Annotated in this window: 18 protein-coding genes; 13 read left to right on the plus strand and 5 right to left on the minus strand. The window is 44.3% G+C overall.

The annotated features are described in order from the left end of the window. The first annotated feature begins 194 nt into the window (after window positions 1-194). The gene (locus SO_RS09190) at window positions 195-1,139 is read left to right on the plus strand and encodes a chemotaxis protein CheV (protein WP_011072079.1); all 945 of its coding nucleotides are present in this window, start codon (window positions 195-197) and stop codon (window positions 1,137-1,139) included. A gap of 190 nt (window positions 1,140-1,329) precedes the next feature. Here SO_RS09190 and SO_RS09195 read toward each other — a convergent pair whose 3' ends face one another. Both SO_RS09195 and SO_RS09200 read right to left on the minus strand, forming a co-directional pair. After that, complete coding sequence (locus tag SO_RS09195) at window positions 1,330-1,971, minus strand: hypothetical protein (RefSeq protein WP_011072080.1); 642 nt, start codon at window positions 1,969-1,971, stop codon at window positions 1,330-1,332. A gap of 51 nt (window positions 1,972-2,022) precedes the next feature. Further along, the gene (locus SO_RS09200) at window positions 2,023-2,382 is read right to left on the minus strand and encodes a DUF2750 domain-containing protein (protein WP_011072081.1); all 360 of its coding nucleotides are present in this window, start codon (window positions 2,380-2,382) and stop codon (window positions 2,023-2,025) included. A gap of 409 nt (window positions 2,383-2,791) precedes the next feature. Here SO_RS09200 and SO_RS09205 point away from each other — a divergent pair, with 409 nt between their 5' ends. Together SO_RS09205 and SO_RS09210 are read left to right on the plus strand one after the other, a co-directional pair. Continuing rightward, the gene (locus SO_RS09205) at window positions 2,792-4,093 is read left to right on the plus strand and encodes a lytic murein transglycosylase (RefSeq protein WP_011072082.1); all 1,302 of its coding nucleotides are present in this window, start codon (window positions 2,792-2,794) and stop codon (window positions 4,091-4,093) included. 222 nt (window positions 4,094-4,315) lie between these two features. Beyond that, window positions 4,316-4,804 carry an FKBP-type peptidyl-prolyl cis-trans isomerase gene (locus tag SO_RS09210; protein ID WP_011072083.1) on the plus strand — a complete coding sequence of 163 codons (489 nt, stop codon included), beginning with the start codon at window positions 4,316-4,318 and terminating at the stop codon, window positions 4,802-4,804. A gap of 510 nt (window positions 4,805-5,314) precedes the next feature. Here the strand turns inward: SO_RS09210 and SO_RS09215 are convergent. Next, entirely contained in the window at window positions 5,315-7,243 is a 1,929-nt protein-coding gene (locus SO_RS09215) for a M1 family metallopeptidase (protein WP_011072084.1), read from the minus strand. Window positions 7,244-7,471: 228 nt separating this feature from the next. On the opposite strand from SO_RS09215, the gene SO_RS09220 reads away from it, so the two are divergent. From SO_RS09220 to SO_RS09240, 5 genes are all read left to right on the plus strand, one after another. Further along, on the plus strand, window positions 7,472-7,699 hold the full coding sequence (locus SO_RS09220) for a DUF3389 domain-containing protein (protein WP_011072085.1): 228 nt from the start codon (window positions 7,472-7,474) through the stop codon (window positions 7,697-7,699). 80 nt (window positions 7,700-7,779) lie between these two features. After that, on the plus strand, window positions 7,780-8,445 hold the full coding sequence (locus SO_RS09225) for an alpha/beta hydrolase (RefSeq protein ID WP_011072086.1): 666 nt from the start codon (window positions 7,780-7,782) through the stop codon (window positions 8,443-8,445). 363 nt (window positions 8,446-8,808) lie between these two features. Beyond that, window positions 8,809-10,518, plus strand: a complete 1,710-nt coding sequence (gene ushA / locus SO_RS09230; protein WP_011072087.1) for a bifunctional UDP-sugar hydrolase/5'-nucleotidase UshA — start codon at window positions 8,809-8,811, stop codon at window positions 10,516-10,518. 383 nt (window positions 10,519-10,901) lie between these two features. Further along, the gene (locus tag SO_RS09235; RefSeq protein WP_011072088.1) at window positions 10,902-11,804 is read left to right on the plus strand and encodes a hypothetical protein; all 903 of its coding nucleotides are present in this window, start codon (window positions 10,902-10,904) and stop codon (window positions 11,802-11,804) included. 718 nt (window positions 11,805-12,522) lie between these two features. Beyond that, window positions 12,523-13,002 (plus strand): TonB-dependent receptor, encoded by a 480-nt coding sequence (locus tag SO_RS09240; protein ID WP_238560571.1) that lies wholly within the window; start codon window positions 12,523-12,525, stop codon window positions 13,000-13,002. A 74-nt stretch (window positions 13,003-13,076) separates the two neighbouring features. Here SO_RS09240 and SO_RS09245 read toward each other — a convergent pair whose 3' ends face one another. Continuing rightward, window positions 13,077-13,436, minus strand: a complete 360-nt coding sequence (locus SO_RS09245) for a TraR/DksA family transcriptional regulator (RefSeq protein ID WP_011072089.1) — start codon at window positions 13,434-13,436, stop codon at window positions 13,077-13,079. Window positions 13,437-13,577: 141 nt separating this feature from the next. Next, window positions 13,578-14,525 (minus strand): tRNA-dihydrouridine synthase, encoded by a 948-nt coding sequence (locus SO_RS09250; RefSeq protein WP_011072090.1) that lies wholly within the window; start codon window positions 14,523-14,525, stop codon window positions 13,578-13,580. A gap of 268 nt (window positions 14,526-14,793) precedes the next feature. Between SO_RS09250 and SO_RS09255 the strand changes: the two genes are divergently transcribed. From SO_RS09255 to SO_RS09270, 5 genes are all read left to right on the plus strand, one after another. After that, on the plus strand, window positions 14,794-15,225 hold the full coding sequence (locus tag SO_RS09255; protein WP_011072091.1) for an HvfA family oxazolone/thioamide-modified RiPP metallophore: 432 nt from the start codon (window positions 14,794-14,796) through the stop codon (window positions 15,223-15,225). 91 nt (window positions 15,226-15,316) lie between these two features. Further along, on the plus strand, window positions 15,317-16,156 hold the full coding sequence (locus SO_RS09260; RefSeq protein WP_011072092.1) for an HvfB family MNIO-type RiPP peptide maturase: 840 nt from the start codon (window positions 15,317-15,319) through the stop codon (window positions 16,154-16,156). Continuing rightward, window positions 16,156-16,896 carry an HvfC family RiPP maturation protein gene (locus tag SO_RS09265; RefSeq protein WP_011072093.1) on the plus strand — a complete coding sequence of 247 codons (741 nt, stop codon included), beginning with the start codon at window positions 16,156-16,158 and terminating at the stop codon, window positions 16,894-16,896. The genes SO_RS09260 and SO_RS09265 overlap by 1 nt, the downstream gene beginning before the upstream one ends. 161 nt (window positions 16,897-17,057) lie before the next feature. Next, entirely contained in the window at window positions 17,058-17,180 is a 123-nt protein-coding gene (locus tag SO_RS23390; RefSeq protein ID WP_011072094.1) for a hypothetical protein, read from the plus strand. 99 nt (window positions 17,181-17,279) lie between these two features. Continuing rightward, window positions 17,280-17,648, plus strand: a complete 369-nt coding sequence (locus tag SO_RS09270) for a YbaN family protein (RefSeq protein ID WP_011072095.1) — start codon at window positions 17,280-17,282, stop codon at window positions 17,646-17,648. Window positions 17,649-17,810: the final 162 nt, after the last annotated feature.

Here is a 17,810-nt window from a genome sequence, read left to right on the forward strand (position 1 = left end):
TGTGCTTAGTTGGGGTTGGTGTTTATTCTACAAACGGTTGATTTAGCAAATTCGCCATTCTTGCATCCGAGTGATTGTAATTTTTAGATAAAATCGACATATCACATGGTTCTCATTGCGAGTTTACCGCTATAATTTAGCTTAATCCTTAGCAGCTGAGGGAAGTTTTTCCTCCAGAGTAGAGAAGTAGCATTATGGCAAATGTATTGGCAACGGTAGATCAACGCACCAATCTTGTCGGTGAGAATCGATTGGAACTGCTGTTGTTTCGGATTAACTCGATGCAGTTATTTGCGATTAACGTCTTTAAAGTCAAAGAGGTTGTTAAATTACCCCCGCTGAATGCCATGCCTGGGAGTCATCCCCATATTTCAGGTGTTGCCAATATTCGGGGTATGTCTATTCCGGTGATTGATCTGCGTTCGGCCATTGGTTTCAAGCCTGTGCCGCCAGATGATACTGCCAATATGATCATCACCGAATATAACCGCAGTGTGCAGGGGTTTTTAGTCGGTAAAGTCGAGCATATTATCAACATGACATGGAGCGATATTATGCCACCGCCAAAAACGGCGGGTCGGAATAATTATCTTACTGCAATTACTCGTATCGATTATCAAGGTCAGTCGCAACTGGTTTCGATCATTGATGTTGAGAAGGTGCTGGCCGAAATTGTCCATTACGATATCAGCCTATCTGAAGGGGTGTTGGATGAGAGCTTATTAGACAAAATGCCCGGCAGGAAAATACTGATCGTTGACGACTCATCGACGGCAAGACGGCAAGTGCGTGAAACTCTTGGGCAACTTGGCATTGAAATTATCGAAGCCTCCGATGGGTTGCAAGCGTTACATTTACTGCAAAAATGGCGCGATGAAGGTAAGAATGTCACCAAAGAACTGCTCATGATGATCACCGATGCCGAAATGCCTGAAATGGACGGTTATAAACTGACCTATGAAGTTCGTAACGATAAGGCCATGGCTGACTTATTTATCACGCTAAATACTTCCCTGAGTGGGAGCTTTAACAATGCCATGGTGGAGAAGGTGGGTTGCGATCGCTTTATTTCTAAGTTCCAACCTGACTTATTGGTTGAAGTCGTGCAGGACAGGTTAAAACAAATCCTTGGTAAATAATAAGTTAAAATCGCGACTCAAACCAAAAGTGTAATGTAAGTTAGCAAGCTACTTAGGTTAATTGGACTACTGAGTTAAACAATAAATACTTTGAAGAGGGGCGGTCGCTTTAGCAACATCAACGCTATTGGCGGCTTAGTTATTTTTCTGGCGTCTATTATAGCGTGGCACTCGCGACGCGTAATTGAGGTTACTCGCTCAGTTCGGCTTTGACATCGGCAATGACTTGACGCTTCATTTCTTTCGCGGCGGCGATATGGATCCGTGCAAGCCGAAGTGCATAGTTAAATCGTTGTCGTCCAACGAGCCTGACTAGCTCTGCAAAAAACGCCGCGTCTAAGCAAAATTGTTTGCTGTAATAGTGAAGGGCAGCAGGCAATGAAGAATAAGTGACGCCATCAAACTCAAACTGAGTACAGCCTTGCTGGCATTCAAGTTCAACGCCGTCGAGCATAATGGGCCATCCAGGATAGTTGATCCTATCGCGGGCGATTTGATACATCATCCACGCGCTTTTTTTAAAGCCTTCAAACACTTTGCAGGAAAACTCAGATTCGGCGAGTTCCGCCTCGGTCCAATTAATGCCAATGGCTAAATGTTTGGCGTACATAGCCATTAAGGCATCTTTTACCGCCATTCGGCAGTCCCAAATTGAGGTTAAGGGATATTGTTTCGCCAGTTTTAAACATTCTGCACAGCAAGGTAATGCGAGGGATGGATGGGGCGCATGCGGTGTTGCATGATACTCAAATAAATCTTTACAGGGTTCACCACAAAACCAGCAAAGGTGACGCTTATCGAAGGGGATATCGATACAAGGAATCGCCAACATCAAGGTCTGAGCACCTCAGTCCTTGATGTCTTAAGCATGAAGTTGATGAGATTAGACTTCTTCAACATCAACTAAATCTTTGGCAAGTACGATAGGATCGAGTTCTAAACAATCCTCATCACTTTGCCAATCAACGCCAATTAATACGCCATCATCGTTTAAATCGGATACCCAGTACTCAAGAAATTCTTCGAGGCTAATCGCAACGGCTTGGTAGTCTTTCCATTCTTCGGTACAGTGTGATTTTGCTTGCGCTTCGCTTGACCATAGTGGCATCACATCTGTGTCTTCGAACTCACCAGAGTCACAAACCACCCAGCCTTCGCCAGTCTCATCCATCAAACCCCACAGTGTTTGATGTTCTTTTACATTTTCGATAAAGCCTGCTAAAGCTGCGTTGATTTCAGTCATGATAGGTCTCTTTGTATGCTGTTAACTTACCCATTATACGGCAACGGCTAGATAGGCCAAGGGATTCTTTGTTAAGATTTTTTCGCTGTAGTTTAACTGAGCAATAAGTGCATTTATCCGTGTATTTGTTGCGATGAGCATTGTGTTGGCGGGCGCTATGGGTCAGGATGTGCGCTCTAGAGGCGTAAATCGGTGGTAACTTGAATTACGCGCATCTGGTGGATTTTCCGTGGGGGAGAAAATACATTTGTGGATTTTTGGCCGTTGCGCATTCTCGTATATTCTTGAATTAAGCTAGCAACCTCTTTGTGGCTAAAAATCGTATCTCTCTTGGCATGAGTCAATACCCAACTCGTGCTTGGCTCAGCTAAGGTATCCCTTAGCACTGAATTGAGGAGTAATTGATTTGATGAAAGCAAAAGGAATGTATTATCTTGCTGCGAGTATCACAGCGTGTGTGAGCTTAAGTGCTTGTTCTAGCTCGCCAACGTCTAGCAGTACGCCTAGCAATAATAGTGATACTGCTATCGTACAGACGCAAGCCGCTGCGCAAGAAGTGCAATTGAACGAGATTATCACCAGTCATGCAGCAGCCTTTCCGACTTGCGTGACAAACCTCCAGAAGCGCGCTCGACGTGAAGGTTTATCCGAAGAGACCATTAACAACACTGTGGCCAGTCTGCAGTTTGTGCCTAAGGTGATTGAGTTTGACCAGTCCCAGCCTGAATTTAGCCAAACTTTCACCAATTACTTCACCAAACGGGCAACTGATTGGCGAGTAAATGAAGGTCGACGTCTGCTGAAAAAGCACCGAGTGTTGCTTGAACAACTCGCGCAGCAATATGGCGTGCCGCCCCAATATATTCTGTCTTTTTGGGGGCTGGAGACCAACTACGGTTCCTATAAAGGCAAAATGTCCGTTTTAGATTCCCTCGCGACCTTGGCCTGCGAGCCACGTCGAAGTGATTATTTTACGACTGAGCTGATGCAAGCGCTCAAGTTAAAAGAAAAATATGGCTTCGATAAGCGTACTATGGTGGGCTCTTGGGCGGGCGCCATGGGGCATACTCAGTTTATGCCCTCGGCCTATGCTAAATACGCCATCGATGGTGATGGGGACGGTAAAGCGGATCTGTGGAATAGCACAGAAGATGCTCTCACATCTGCGGCAAACTTTCTGCAACACTTAGGTTGGCAGCGTAACGAACGCTGGGGCCGTGAAGTGTTATTGCCAAGCAATTTCGGCTATGAGCATCTTGGTGCAAAACAGGCTCTACCTTTGTCTCAATGGGCGGCGCAATCTGTGTTGCAAACGAATGGATTGCCTTTACCTGCTATCGATCTGAAAGCTGCACTGTACTTGCCTTCTGGTCATACGGGCCCTGCATTCTTAGGTTATGAAAACTTCAATGTGATTATGCGTTGGAACCGCTCTGAATTTTACGCCATCACCGTAGGCCATTTGGCTGACCGGATTAATGGTGGTGAACCGCTCAAGGTGACACCACCCGAGCAGCCTCGATTAAGCCGTGAGCTAATCAAACAGTTACAAACCAAACTAAATGAATCCGGCTTTGATGTCGGTAAACCGGACGGCGTGCTTGGGCGCAATTCTACGGCGGGGATCCAGGCATTCCAACGTAGTAACAATATGATTGCCGATGGTTTTCCAAGCCCAGAAGTGTTTACTGCCCTAGGTATTTCACTCTGATAAACGCCTCGTTTTATGCAATCGCCCGCAGACTATGCTTGAAACAACCACTGCGCCACATTGGCGCGGTGGATACTTCGTCTATCCAGCTTTATTTCCTAATCATTAATCTGGACGTATCTCATCGCGGTTAAGTTTGCAGGGATAAAACAGTGGAGTGCAAAGGCCAGTTTTGCTAAGCTCGGCCGACATTTGAAATCGAAGCAAGTCAAAGGATATTCGATGAACATTAAAGACGATATGGTTGTGCAGTTTAATTACACCCTGCGCGACGAAAAAGGCGAAGTGATTGAAACCAATGAAGGTCGCGAGCCTATCGCCTATTTACACGGTCATGACAACATGATGCCTGGTGTTGAGAATGCGATTAACGGTAAAGCCGTCGGTGAAAAGTTCACTGTGACGCTGCCATGTGCTGAAACCTATGGCCAACGTATTGAAGGTGAAGCGGCGCAGCAACGTGTATCGGTTAAGCACCTGTTAGGCGCAAGCGTGTGGAAACCTGGTATGACGGCGGTGGTTCATACTGATCACGGTCAACGCCAAGTGACAATCGTAAAAGTCGGCAAATTTATGGCAACCGTGGATGTCAATCATCCATTAGCAGGCCGTGATTTAACTTTTGATATCGAAGTGGTGGGCGCCCGTGATGCGAGCGATGAAGAAATTGCCCACGGTCATGCCCATGGCGTCGGTGGTCATCACCACTAATCGGCCTGAGTGTGATGTTTGATAGCGCTGCTGGCGCATTTTAAGTGCTGCGATACAAACACCTTCCGATGATAAAGCAAAGCCCAAACTTAAGTTTGGGCTTTTTTGTTGGGTTAATATCTGAATGCTGTCTTATACCAATCACATTAAATATCTCATCAGTTCAGAGCCTCACAGGCATTTCAATCCAAGGCGCATTGACGCAGAAATGGTCATTCCCTTTTAAGTCAATGCAACACCGGAGTGGGATGCCTGTGTGGCTCCCAAAGGGCTGGTTTCAACGCGCTTTATGGCTTTCGACAGAGCAGCACTATGCCTTCAAGCCTTCGCCTTGTCTAAAGCGCGTTGAATTCCCGCTGAATGAACAGATATTTAATACGATTGGTATTAACCTTATTTCGGGACGGTAAATTCACCTCAAATCGCTCTTTACGGCGCTTACTTCGATGAATTGACATGCAATTGGCTAATCTTTAGCTTTTCACACTCCAGATCAATCTTCACTTGTGGTTAATGCTGATGCTCAATGGGAGTATCGCTAAACATCGTATCTAAACTGGCTTGAGTCTGTGGATGGTAGCCGCTGCGCGCTGCAAGGTAGACTGTTTTTGCCCAGTCGTAATGTTCGCTGCTCGCCAGTTTTTGGTACAAGGGCACAATCAGCCTGCGCCGGCCTATTTCGGTTAAATGCTGCTTTAATGCAGGTAACACGCTGAAATAGCGATTGTCGAGGGCGAGGGAATACCAAGCAAAGGCGATTTCGTTGTTGCTGGTGCCGGTAAAATGAAAGGCGTTATCGAGTTCCAAAAGTTGTGCAGGTGTCAGATTTAACCGTGGCATTTCGTTAATGAATCGCAGCCATTGATGCACAGTCCAACCTTGGGTGTTGAGTGCGCTAGCCTTTGCTTTGCCATCCAACCAAGCTTGGCGCTGGGCGTCAATATCATCGAAGGCGGGTGAATTGGGCGGTGTTAAAAATGGCGGTAAACCTTGTCCCTCAATCCATGTATCAACCTCGGATTCACTGACGATATTGGGATAGCGTTGTAGTAAATGTTGCGTGAGATAGTTGCGGAATTGCTCCGTGGTAATACTCTGAAACGCAAAGTGATCAAAGTAACTTTTGACAAAGTTATCGAAGCGTTCACGGCCAAATTTTTGTTCAAGGAAGCGCAGGAATAATTGGCCTTTGACATAGGGCACGCCGCTAAAGGCATCGTCGGGATCGCGCTCACCTAAGTCAATATGCAGTACGCTGTCGCCTGCGGGCAACTCGGCTAATTCTGCCAGCAGCTCTGAGTAACTAATGGTTTGCTCCATCAATGCACGGTCGCGGCCATAGAGATCTTCCATAATCCGATTTTCAACATAGGTGGTAAAACCCTCGTTGAGCCAGAGGTCACGCCAAGTCGCGTTAGTGACCAAATTGCCAGACCAAGAGTGGGCCAGTTCATGGGCGATTAAACTTACCAAACTTTTATCTCCCGCAATAACGGTGGGGGTGATAAAAGACAAACGAGGGTTTTCCATGCCGCCGAAGGGGAAGCTAGGTGGCAGGATCAACAGATCGTAACGACCCCAGCGATAATCACCATAACGTTTGGCGGCGATGGCGATCATCGCTGGCGTATCGGTAAACTCTTTGCTGGCCTTGGCGAGCATTTCGGGCTCAGCCCAAATGCCAGAGGTCTTATCTAAGGCGGCAAATTGTAAGTGGCCAGCAGCAATGGCAATCAAATAGGCTGGAATCGCCTGCGGCATGGTGAATTGGGTTTGTGTATCGGACAGACTTGTCCGGTCGGCACTCATCACGACACTCATGCCTTGCTTGGTGGTAACAGTGGCGCTGTAGGTTTGTCGCACTGCAGGTGTATCTTGCAGCGGGATCCAGCTTCTGGCGTGGATAGCTTGGCTCTGGCTAAACATAAATGGCCATTGCTTACCTTGGGTTTGCTCTGGAGTAAGCCATTGAATACCTGATGGATTGGCCGATGTATGATAATTTATTTTTACCTTGGCGACCCGTTCTTGAGGAAATTGGATGGTAAGCGCCGCGCCTTTGACCTTATCGACAACGCCGAGACGAAAGGGCACGGCTTGCCATTGGCCTTTTGCATTTAACATGCTCACACTGTTAATCGTGAGATCGCGAGTATCTAACACTAGGGTTTTGCCTGCCTTATGCCAATCCAGCTCGAGAATGACGTTACCCGAGAGTTGTTGCAGCTCAAAATCCACGTTCAGCGCCAGTTCAATATGGTGAATGCTTACCTGTTGGTAATTTGCAAAAGTCAGGTTATCTGCGACTGAGTGCAATGGGCTCGTGGCGACGCTGGCAAGATTACTGTTAGGTAAACTATCGGCGGCGTTGGCATATTGAACGAATGGCAGCAGCATCAACAGGGCGCTGCTAATGAGGGTACGACGAGATAAAAACATATAACAAACCCAGTGTGATAATGATTATTAGGCTTAAGAGGAGTGCGAGCCGCGAGAGACCGTATCCGTTGCGCCCTGATTTTACTCGAACTCTGTAGGTTTGGGGCTATTTAGCTGGTACAGAAGTGTAATCAAACTTGAACTTGTTTTAAAAAATCATCTCAGGCGAAGTAACTTTGTTATCATGGCGCGATGTTAACAATGTCTTATGACTAGAACTGGACAACTATGGTACTGGATTTTTCACAGGGTAAGCTGATAGCAACTGAGTTTGAAGTACAGATCAGACTAAGTGTGGCCAATGTTGTGCTTCAAGCGAGTGCTGAGGATGTAAGCCTTAGGCTTGACCCTCCGATGATCATCGCCAATGGCGGCAGCGTGCGTTGGAGCATGAAATTAGATAACTCAGACCAGTTGCAATCACTGCAAGCACTCCTCGGGATTGATTATCTGTAAGCACACACTTGGCTATTGGCTCTGGTGCTTGATGACATTTAACCTTAATTTTCAATTTGATTTAGAAAGGATATATCAGTATGACGCTTGAACGTATTGTGATTGAACCCCAAGTTGAAGCGACCGCCGTTGTGATTTGGCTTCATGGGTTAGGCGATTCTGGTGCTGGTTTTGCCCCCGTTGTACCTGCGCTAGGATTGCCAGCGGATCACAGTATTCGCTTTATTTTTCCCCATGCACCTGAGCAAGCGGTGACCATCAATGGTGGTTATATTATGCGTGCTTGGTATGACATTAAAAGCATGGACTTACACGATAGAGCCGATATGCAGGGAGTGATGGCATCCGAGTTAAGTGTTCAGGCACTGATTGATGAGCAGATCGCCGCAGGTATTCCAAGTGAGCGTATTGTGCTGGCGGGGTTTAGTCAAGGTGGGGTGATGAGTCTGTTCACTGGATTACGTTACCCACACAAACTTGCCGGTATTATGGCGTTATCCTGCTATCTGCCAACGGCCGATGTATTACCAAGCCAACTCAGTGCGGCCAATACTAATACGCCTATTTTGCTTCAGCATGGCGAGCAGGATGATGTCGTCCCGTTATCGGCGGGATTATTGGCAAAAGAGGCGTTAATTAGCGGAGGTTATCAGGTGCAATGGCAAACCTATCCGATGCCACATTCAGTTATTCCTGTACAATTAAAAGCCATTAGTACTTGGTTACAACAGCGTTTTGAAATGTAGTTGAATCTAAATGCCGATAAAACCATCATGCGGTAAATGGTTTTTTGCCGCTTGGTGTTTTTTATAAAGAACAATGCAGTGGTTCATTATTTTTTTCTAAGTTGTTTAAACTAAAGCGTTTAACTTTAGAATTGTAATTATATTTGTTATTAAATCCCAAAATAAAAAATAAGCCGTTTAGCTTATTTTTTATTTGAAACAAATCTGTATTAAAATTCGTCAAAAATCCCACATTAAAGTCACGTTTATTAATAAAAATGACACAATTAATCTTTATTCTTTGATATTATGCGTGGCGCGAGAGTTGATGGTACTCGCACAATCTATCTATGATAAAATAATTAAAATCAAGGGGTTGATGTAATGACAAATATGCTTATTAAAGGACTCATTGCAACTGCAGTGCTGACTGCGTTAGCAGGTTGTAATAGTGATGATGATAAAGTTCCAACAACTTGCGCCGAAGCTGGCGCTGCCTGTAAAACATTTACAATCCTTCATACCAATGATAACCATGGCCGTTTTTGGGAAAACAAAGATGGCGAATATGGTTTAGCCGCCCAGAAAACCTTGGTTGATCAAATTCGTGCCGAAGTGAGTAAGAAAGGTGGTCAAACGCTGTTACTTTCTGGTGGCGATATTAACACTGGCGTGCCTGAATCCGATTTACAAGATGCGATTCCTGACTTTACTGGTATGAACAAAATTGGTTATGACGCAATGGCAGTCGGTAACCATGAATTTGATAATCCATTATCAGTTGTGGATATGCAACGCAGCCTTGCCGAATTCCCTATGTTAGCGGCCAACATTTATAAGGCTGATGGCACTCGCTATTTCGATGCCTATAAAATTTTCGATGTTAATGGTGTAAAAATAGCTGTTATCGGTTTAACCACTGAAGATACCGCTAAGATCGGTAACCCAGAATATATCAGTGAATTAGAGTTTAGAGATCCAAAGAAAGAAGTTGCCAACGTCATCAAAGAAATCAAAGAGGCTAAGTCAGCGGACATCATTTTTGCAGTGACACACATGGGTCACTACGCCGATGGCCAAAATGGTAGCAATGCGCCTGGTGATGTGGCGTTAGCCCGTTCACTGAAGGAAGGCGATCTACAGGTGGTGATTGGCGGCCATTCACAAAACCCCGTCTGTATGGAGCCTGGCAATAAGGCCTATGCAGCATTCAAACCGGGCGATGCCTGCGCACCAGATCAACAAAATGGTACTTGGATTATGCAAGCCCACGAATGGGGTAAGTATGTCGGTCGTGCGGACTTTGAATACTTCAATGGTGAACTTCACTTAGCCAGCTACAAATTAGTGCCAGTGAACTTAGTTAAAGAAGTGACTGATGAAGCGGGTAACAAGAAAAAAGTGCTCGTCGGTGAAAAGATTGAGCCTGATACAGAGTTAAAAGAGCTGCTTTCTTACTATCAAGAGAAAGGTCAAGCTAAGTTAGATGAAGTGATTGCGACTACCGATGCGCTGCTCGATGGTGAGCGTGCAAATGTGCGTAACAAGCAGACCAACTTGGGTCGTATGTTAGCCATGGCACAAAGTGGTAAAGTGTCTGCTGATTTTGGGGTGATGAACTCAGGTGGTGTGCGCGCTTCTATCAAAGCGGGTAACATTACTTACCGTGACGTACTTACCGTTCAACCTTTCGGCAATATGGTGACCTTAAACGAGATGACTGGTGCGGCCGCTGCTGATTATTTAGGTGCAGTGGGTAGTCTTCAAATTGGTTCTGGTGGTTATGCGCAAATTACAGGCGTGAAGATGACCGTTGACTGTGTAGCCAAAAAAGCGACAGTTCATGAAATCAATGGTAAAGCATTTAGCGCAACGGCAACCTATAAGTTCACCGTGCCTAGCTTTAACGCTGCTGGTGGTGACGGTTATCCCAAATTGGTAAGCCCAATCCAAACAGGCTATGTTGACGCCGATTTACTTTATACTTTCCTGAAAGAGAAACAATCTATCGTTGCTGCTGATTACAACCCAGTGGGTGACATTGTGTATGAAAACTCAGATAGTGTAGAAGGTTGTAAGATTACAGCGAAGTAATCTACAGCAGTTAATAAAATGCCACTCAATTTGAGTGGCATTTTTTATTTATTTGAATTTCCCATCCGTTAAATTCATAAATATCACCATCAGATACTGACTAGTACAGGGCGGGATCATACTTTGTTAACTAACGGAAACTTTTAAGCTTAAGCGGGTCAGGGGGAATGCAAAACCACCTTCTTCAGAAGGTGGATTCTTAAATTAATATTTCATTTTGTATAAAATTCAGATGTTGCTTGACTTGATTATAATAAAACTTAATACTGCATTTTGCTAATTTACTATTAGCAAAATGCAGTATTAAGTGTAACGTTGGATGTGAAGATAATTTTCTATGCATCATTTTTATAAGTTAACTATATCTTTAAAAAGGACTTTATATGAAAAAACTTACATTGGTTACTAGTGCTGTTCTGTTTAGTTCATTGGTTTTAGCTGGTGAACCTCATGAACAAAGTTTTGAAAATGAACAGCAAGCTGTCGGATTTATAGGAATAGCTACGAGTTTTTTTGCTAATGAAATTATTAGTGCGGCAACGTCTGCAATAAAAAGTGGATTACAGTCAGCTTTAAAGAACGCCATTTTTGGTAAATCCGCACCAAATTATGTCACGTTAAGTGAAGAAAGCTTGGCTGCAATAGAAAATATAGTTCAGACTGGATTTGACACTTATGTTCATGATGATATGATTTCAAAAATAGGTTCCCTTGAAGAGGCGGTTAAAGCATATAACGACTCTCTACTGCAAGGCAAACGATTTGAGTCTATGGTCACTCAATTGGAAGTTCGCTCGCATGACTTAAGTCAATCACCGGCATTTTGGAATACAAAATCATATTATGCAGATCTAACTATTCAAGAATCTTTAGCCGCAAGTCTGTCATATGCTATATACGCTGATAAAGTACACTATGGCGAAATCTCTAAAGCCTACTTAGAATATCTTGGCAATAGTTTAGCAGACAAAATTGAGGCTCGTGGCGCCGCCGAATTAAAAATAAGTCAAAATATCACTATGACATCTCGTGCAACAAATTGTGATATGGTGATGGCGTATCGAGCTGGTGTTGAGTCAGCTAATCAAATTAGCGGAAAATGTAAAGACTATATAGTATCAGATCGATTTTCGGGTAAGACTTACTTCTATCGATACGTCCAATACGGACCACAAAATGGATCAGAAGCTTACAACCATATTTCTAGCTTGAAATCGCAATACCAAGTTACTCTCAAAGGTAAAAATTATAATCAGGTTATTTCGACACTAAGAACAACCTACTAACGGTTAATTATTAGGCCAAAGTCCATTCTTTGGCCTCTATAAGGATGTAATAAAGTGAAGTTATTTTACCTTATTGTTATAATAACCCTATTGGGTTGTAATGATTCAACGAACAAACCGCCTACCCTCATTTAAATCCCTAGCCAATTTTAAACATCCAGTAATGTAACAATGTTTTGAGTTCTGGGTAGAAGATAAAGGTTGGCAACAAATTGAAGATGTCTCGGAACTGTCTTGCAGTCGCAATGGTATTTATGCAATCGAAGGCGTTGAAACGTTAAGCAACTTGAAATCTCTTAGCTTCACTTATACGGCTGTCAACTCATTAGACTGAACAAGCCTTACCGGTTTGGAATATTTAGGGCTTTATGGTAACCCTTATATCAAGAAATTGGATTTATAGTATTTATCTCCCATAATCGCCTTGAGGAGATTTATCTAACTTAACTAACTTATGGCTTGCAAATTTACAAACCAATTTACTTAAACGTGTAAAAGTTACCAAAACCTAGATAGAGTTTCTCTGGCTGGGGGAATGTGATTGAAAACTTGGATTTAAATGAAGTTATCGGGCTACAAGATTTAAGAGCCCAAAGAAATCCCCTTGGTTCTGTTGAACTTTTCAATTTACCCGATTTAAGGTACCTCGATTTATCCTATACTTCGCTTGAAAATATTGAGCTGAAATACAACACCAAGCTTGAAGGGGTGGATCTCGATGGGAACAGAGGCTGTTCACATAGCCTATAACCTTGAAACTGGAATTGGTGATTTTAACTTCAAGTTCGATTTAACCCATGTTTTGGATTTTAAAGAGCAAGCTAATGCTAGTGCTGAAATGATTGATTACGCGGGTCTTGTTACACAGCCTGATTGGCGCGGAAATTTAGCAACCAGTTGGAAATATGACGATTTCTCTGCGGCTTGGACAGTCGTGTATATCGGTAGTCAATCGGCTGATTACTATAACAAGTTAGAAAAGACTACCCGTTATGTCGATTATTCTGACTACTTTAAACACAATATCCAATTTGCTTATAACCACGCGTACAACGGTTCAATCACCGTCGGGGTAAATAATCTGTTTGATGCAGATGCACCAAACTACTATACCTACGCCGATTATCGTGATGTGGACGTCGGATTATATGATGTATTGGGTCGTACTTATTATCTGAGAATTAATCAGAAGTTTTAAGTTATCCTCCTCCCTGGATAACTCAAACCTCCGCTTGCGGAGGTTTTTTTGTTTAAGATATAACGCGTAATGCTTTAATGACTGAGCCGCAGCTCGTGACGATGCTCATGCTGATAATGTTCAGCGCAGCAGCTGCAACGTTGTTCGGTGGGATCTTGCATTAAACGTTCAGCTTCGATTTCAGTTTCGCAATCGGAACAAAGGCCATACAGACCTAAGTCCAGTTGGCAAAAGGCGGCGTCGAGACGGTTTAAGCGGCAAAATAGCGGGTGATCTGCGAGATGACTCTGTGCCAGTAGGTCGATGAGTTCGCCTAGGCTAAGGTTGGCACAATGCGCCCCAAGTATTTCAATAAACTGAGGGAGCGCGCCGATTTCCTTCCTTAGATTAGCTTCAAGCTCTGACAATTCTTGTCTGATATGGGTGGTGCTCACGTAAAATCGCCTGTTTTATCTAACTCTGGGCATTCAGTCTAATAGTTTCACTACCAACGACTATGATAAAGATCAAGTATCAGTACGATTTTTAAGGATAACGTGGTAGTTAACATAAAAAACCACCACTTTTGTATGGGGTTACTGATTAAGGTGATGTTGAGCTTGCTCTAGCACGCGTACAATTTCTTCAGTGGTTTTATAGATCCTAAGCTCCCGAAATAGGGTATCTGCCTCGGGATATTGGCGATTGAGATAGCTAAACCACTGTTTGATGCGCGCTGGATAATAATCACTCTTACGGCCACTAAGCTCCCTTTGGGTATAACTGAGCATTAACTGTAATGTGTCGGCCCAACTATAGGGTGTTGCACCTGTTTTTATGGTGTCGGCAAGATTGGGGAGCGAAATCGCGCCGCGACCAATCATGATGCTGTCGCAGCCTGTTACTTGCATACAACGTTTGGCGTCGTCACGGTTCCAAATCTCACCGTTGGCAATCACTGGGATAGGTAAGCGTTCGCGCACTTCGGTGATGTATTCCCAGTAGGCGGGTGGTTTGTAACCATCTACTTTACTGCGGGCATGAATCGCAAGCTCAGTGGCGCCAGCTTCATAGACAGCCAGTGCATTTTCCATAAATAGCGATTTATCTTCGTAGCCTAAACGAATTTTGGCGGTTACTGGATGTTCAGCCGGCACCGCTTGGCGCATCGCGCGCACAATATCGTGAATGGTATTGGGGTACTGCAACAGAACAGCCCCGCCATTACTGCGATTGACCATCTTGGCAGGGCAGCCAAAGTTTGCATCTACGCCGTGGGAGCCAAGTTCAATGGCGCGCATGGCATTTTCGGCCATGCAGTTGGGTTCTTGCCCTAATAATTGCACGCGAACAGGGGTGCCCGATGGGGTATAGCCGCCGCTCAGTAGCTCTGGGCACAGTTTAAGAAAGACCTTCTCCGGTAAGAGTTGGTCAACCACACGCACAAATTCGGTAACAAGCAAATCGTAGGGGTTAATCGACGACAAAATATCTCGCATTAAGTCATCAACCACGCCTTCCATCGGGGCCAAAATTACGCGCACTGCTACAAACCTATATCGAGAAACAAAGGGCGTGCATTCTATCCTATTGCTCCCCTGTTACAAAGCGTGCAGAGAGGTGCTTAGCAATTGTGATAACTGTCTAGGGCAATTTAATCTGCTAAATTCAGTTTCCTATCAGCATATTTTGATCATTTCTGTGATTTGGTGATATTTTTTGAAATAAAGCTGAGATGAGGTAGGTCTTTTGCAGTAAGCCAACGATAGCACTGTTGTTGGCCACCATTAATCAATAAAAGGAAGCAAGAATATGAAATCAGTTAAGCAAACAGCGGTTGCAGTGGCATTAGGTACTGTGGTGGTCGGTTCTACATTCGCAGTAAATGCGCAAACCAATTTGTTCGGATTTGAAACCATGGGATCAGGTTATCAACTCGTTGGTTCTGAAGGTAAATGTGGTGAGGGCAAATGCGGTGCCGAGATGAAAAAAGCGGCCGCAGACAAAGCCAAAGAAGGTAAATGCGGTGAAGGTAAATGTGGCGCTGATATGAAAAAAGCCGCGGCAGATAAAGCCCACGAAGGCAAATGTGGTGAGGGCAAATGCGGCGCCGATATGAAAAAAGCCGCAGCAGACAAAGCTCACGAAGGTAAGTGTGGTGAAGGCAAATGTGGCGCTGATATGAAAAAAACAGCTGAAAAAGTAGACGCTAAGACCGAAGCGGTCAAAAAAGAAGTGAAATAAGTTAAGTTGTACTTAGTTGCGATCCTGCTTCAAAACATGGCCAGCCTATGCTGGCCTTTGTTTAGCGGTATCTAAATCAAGGGGTAAAGTGATGCAAGAACGTGGATTGGTTGGATTGGGGTTACGGCGTGAAATGCTCAGTGAGTTTTGCCAACAGCTACCAAGTGCTATTGATTTTTTAGAGGTCGCCCCTGAAAATTGGATGACGCTTGGAGGTAAATATGGCAAACAATTTAGGCAGTTAACTGAGCAACATACCTTTTTCTGCCATGGTCTTTCACTCTCAATTGGCAGCCCTGAGCCGCTGGATCTTGAGTTTGTACGTCGTATTAAAGCCTTTATGGATTTGCACCAAATCGATGTTTATTCAGAGCATTTAAGTTATTGCTCGGGAGCGGGCCATTTATACGATCTTATGCCAATTCCTTTTACCGAGGCCGCGGTTAAGCATGTTGCAAGGCGGGTAAAGCAGGTTGAGGATATTTTAGAGCGGCCGCTTATTTTGGAGAATGTGTCCTTTTATGCCGCACCAAGTGCACAGATGACTGAGTTGGCGTTTTTGACTGCGGTGTTAGAAGAAGCCGACTGCAAACTCCTGTTAGATGTTAATAATATTTATGTGAACTCGATAAATCATCAATACGATGCGCTGGCATTTTTAAAAGCGATGCCGACTGAGCGGATTGCGTACTTACATATTGCTGGCCATTTTAAAGAGTCTGAAGAATTATTGATTGATACCCACGGCAGTGATATCAACGCTCCTGTATGGGCACTCCTTGATAGCTGCTACGCCGAGCATGGTGTATTGCCAACGCTGCTCGAGCGTGACTTTAATTTGCCCGCCACAGCGCATTTATTGGATGAAATTAATCAAATTCATGCTTATCAAGCGCGGGCTAAAAGTAACCTAGATAAGAGGATTGCCTAATGGATTTTAAGCAAGTACAGCAATCCTTTATCGATTATATTCGCGATCCGCAACGCCCCGTTCCAGTAGGGGTGCCGTTAGCGCGGATGCAGGTTTACCGTGAGCTTTTTTTTAACAATGTAATGGGATTTGTCTCGAATGGTTTTCCCGTACTTAAGAGCTTATACACAGATGAACAGTGGCAAACTTTAGTGCAGGCTTTTTTTGGTCAACATGATTGTAAGTCACCCGTGTTTATTGATATCGCAGGGGAGTTTTTAGATTTTCTGCAGTTTCAATATTCCCCCATGGATAGTGATCCGCCCTTTATGCTGGAACTCGCCCACTATGAATGGCTTGAACTGCGGGTGGCTACGGCGCAGCAAGATGATCGCCAAGAGCTTATTGGCAAAGAAGATATTACCTATCGAAACCTGTGTTTGGCCGCAACAGCGAGCGTGGCACAGTACCAGTATCCGGTGCAACAAATACGCCCAGATTATCGCCCTTCAGAGCCGCTGGTAAACCCAGTCTATTTTTGCCTTTATCAGGATGAAGTAGGCGAGGTGGGCTTTCTGCAATTAACGCCATTAAGCGCACAAGTACTTGGTTATTTAACTGAAAAGGGACAAGGCACTTTTGATGAATTAACTCAATGGCTAGCGGCGACTTACCCGCAAATGCCAACAGAGACTTTAACTCAAGGCTGTCTAGCGCTACTTGAGCAACTGGCTACTAAAAGCATTGTGCGCGGTGTGTAGAGGTTTATGTCGCTAAACCAGCAAAATAATTGCAATAACCATATAAAAAAAGGGTTTTTGTTGATGTGGCAAACCGCTACAATGGCGCCCGTTTTGTGATCTTCGTCACTGTACGATTCCTGCGCACATACCTTTGCACACATTTAATTTGAGGAGCTGTAATGAGCAGTCAGCCATTTAAAGACCCATTTAACGTTATGTATTTTATTGGTTTTATCTTAGTCTTACTGTTGCCGACGCTTCCTGCAAGCCTGACATGGTTAAAGCAATTAGGTTTAATTTAAGCAGGTTTTCATCTCAAGTTGAGTATACAATTAGCCACTCTGAGAGTGGCTTTTGTTTTTAAGTTTGAGGCATCTACATACTATGGTCATATACACACTATGATATTGAAACGCGGATTGTTTTTATTTATAGGCTGTCTTGCGTTGGGCCTTGGACTGATAGGTATTGTCGTGCCGCTGTTGCCGACTGTGCCGTTTATTTTACTCGCGGCTTATTGCTTTGCCCGTTCGAGCGAGCGTTTACATCAGTGGTTAATGACCCATCCTTGGTTTGCTGATGCGCTTACCCAATGGCAAACCCATCGAGCTATGCGCCCAGGCCTTAAACGCAGGGCGATGTTACTCTCGGGACTCAGTTTTAGTGTCAGTATCCTCGTGGTGCCTATTGTATGGGTAAAGCTGTTGCTATTAACCATGGCAATCGGACTTCTCTGGTATCTTAAAACGATTCCTGAAATCGAATCCTAGTATAGGGCGTGTTGATGATGTTTCGAGATTAAATTTTGTTCGTTCTGGCAAGTTCGTGCTCGCGAAACGAGGAATGACGTGTAGTAATTCTACTCAAATGACTAGTGACAAAGAGCAAGTGCTTGCCAGACGAACCCTTCGGACAGCGTTTGGTTGACGTTT

Origin of the sequence: Shewanella oneidensis MR-1 (genome assembly GCF_000146165.2) — a bacterium.
Lineage (GTDB): Bacteria > Pseudomonadota > Gammaproteobacteria > Enterobacterales > Shewanellaceae > Shewanella > Shewanella oneidensis.